The organism is Corynebacterium gottingense, from assembly GCF_003693265.1.
Taxonomy (GTDB): domain Bacteria; phylum Actinomycetota; class Actinomycetes; order Mycobacteriales; family Mycobacteriaceae; genus Corynebacterium; species Corynebacterium gottingense.
Genome location: NZ_RDRE01000136.1, coordinates 1 through 1,336, shown reverse-complemented (window position 1 = coordinate 1,336; position 1,336 = coordinate 1). Strand labels below are relative to the sequence as shown.

Genomic DNA, 1,336 nt, shown 5'->3' with positions numbered 1-1,336 from the left:
TGCAGGTCCTTCGCGGTGGTGGGGGCGGCGGAGTCCGTGCGGCCCTCATCCAGCAGGTCGACGTTGCCGGTGGAGACCTGGATGCGCTTGGTGGATTCGACGAAGATCGGTTCGGTGCCGTTGGTCTCGCCCTGCGCGTTGTCGGCGTGGTCCATCTCGAACCACTCGGTCCAGGAGCCGTCGGCCTTTTGCGAGCGCACGTAGGCGACGATGTCGCGGTCGCCCTTCCAGGTCAGGCCGAAAAGGTTGAACTCGTGGTCGCGGCTGAACTCCTTGACCACGCGGCGTGCCTGCGAGTCGCCGCCCTGGGTCTTCACGGCGGCATCGTCCACCGTGGTGTTGTTGCCCGTGTCAAAGGAGGCGGTGTCGGAGTAGATTTCGGCGTCCGCGCCGCCGACCGACTGGACGTTGAGGATGTGGTTGCCGCCGAAGGCGCCCGCGGCGACGACGGCCACGGTGAGGATTGCGGCCACGGTGGTGGTCAGCAGCGGCGACGTCCGGGTGGGCGCCGGATTAAGGCGTTTGCGTTGTTGCACGGTAGGACTCCTGGAAACTCCTGTGGCGGATGTGAAAACAGTTATCTGTTGAGCAGTGTAGAGGAATCTAAAGTCTAAAGTAAGTCTTGAGACTTCCGGCGTGTCGCCGTGTCGGGCGGGGCTACGTCGATAAGCAAATATGCAAAGATTGAGACCATGACTTATGACCTCATCGTTGTTGGATCCGGATTCTTTGGGCTGACCGTGGCGGAGCAGGCCGCGAGCGAGCTGGGCAAGCGCGTGCTGATCGTGGAAAAGCGCGACCACCTCGGCGGCAACGCCTACTCCGAAAAGGACCCGGACACCGGTATTGAGGTGCATAAATACGGCGCGCACCTCTTCCACACCTCCAACAAGCGCGTGTGGGAGTACGTGAACCGCTTTACGGATTTCACCGACTACCAGCACCGCGTGTTTGCCATGCACGACGGCACCGCCTACCAGTTCCCGATGGGCCTGGGCCTGATCAACCAGTTCTTTGGCAAGTACTACTCGCCGGATGAGGCGCGCAAGCTCATCGAGGAGCAGCGCGAGGGCCTCGACCCGGCCGCCGCGACCAACCTGGAAGAGCGCGGCATCGCGCTGATTGGCAAGCCGCTCTACGAGGCCTTTGTCAAGCACTACACCGCCAAGCAGTGGCAGACCGACCCCACCGACCTGCCGCCGGAGATCATCTCCCGCCTCCCGGTCCGCTACACCTTTAACAACCGCTACTTCAACGACACCTACGAGGGCCTGCCGGTCGACGGCTACGCCGCCTGGTTGGAGAAGATGGCGGAGCATGAGCTTATCGACGTCCA

General features: G+C 62.6%; 1 protein-coding gene and 1 pseudogene. One reads left to right on the top strand and one right to left on the bottom strand.

Translation table 11 applies throughout. The features are described from left to right. A pseudogene (locus tag EAW56_RS12245) lies at positions 1-536 on the bottom strand (N-acetylmuramoyl-L-alanine amidase); the annotation flags it as partial. 156 nt (positions 537-692) lie between these two features. On the opposite strand from EAW56_RS12245, the gene EAW56_RS12240 reads away from it, so the two are divergent. Further along, a partial coding sequence (locus EAW56_RS12240) for a UDP-galactopyranose mutase (RefSeq protein WP_122086830.1) occupies positions 693-1,336 on the top strand: 644 nt, incomplete at its 3' end.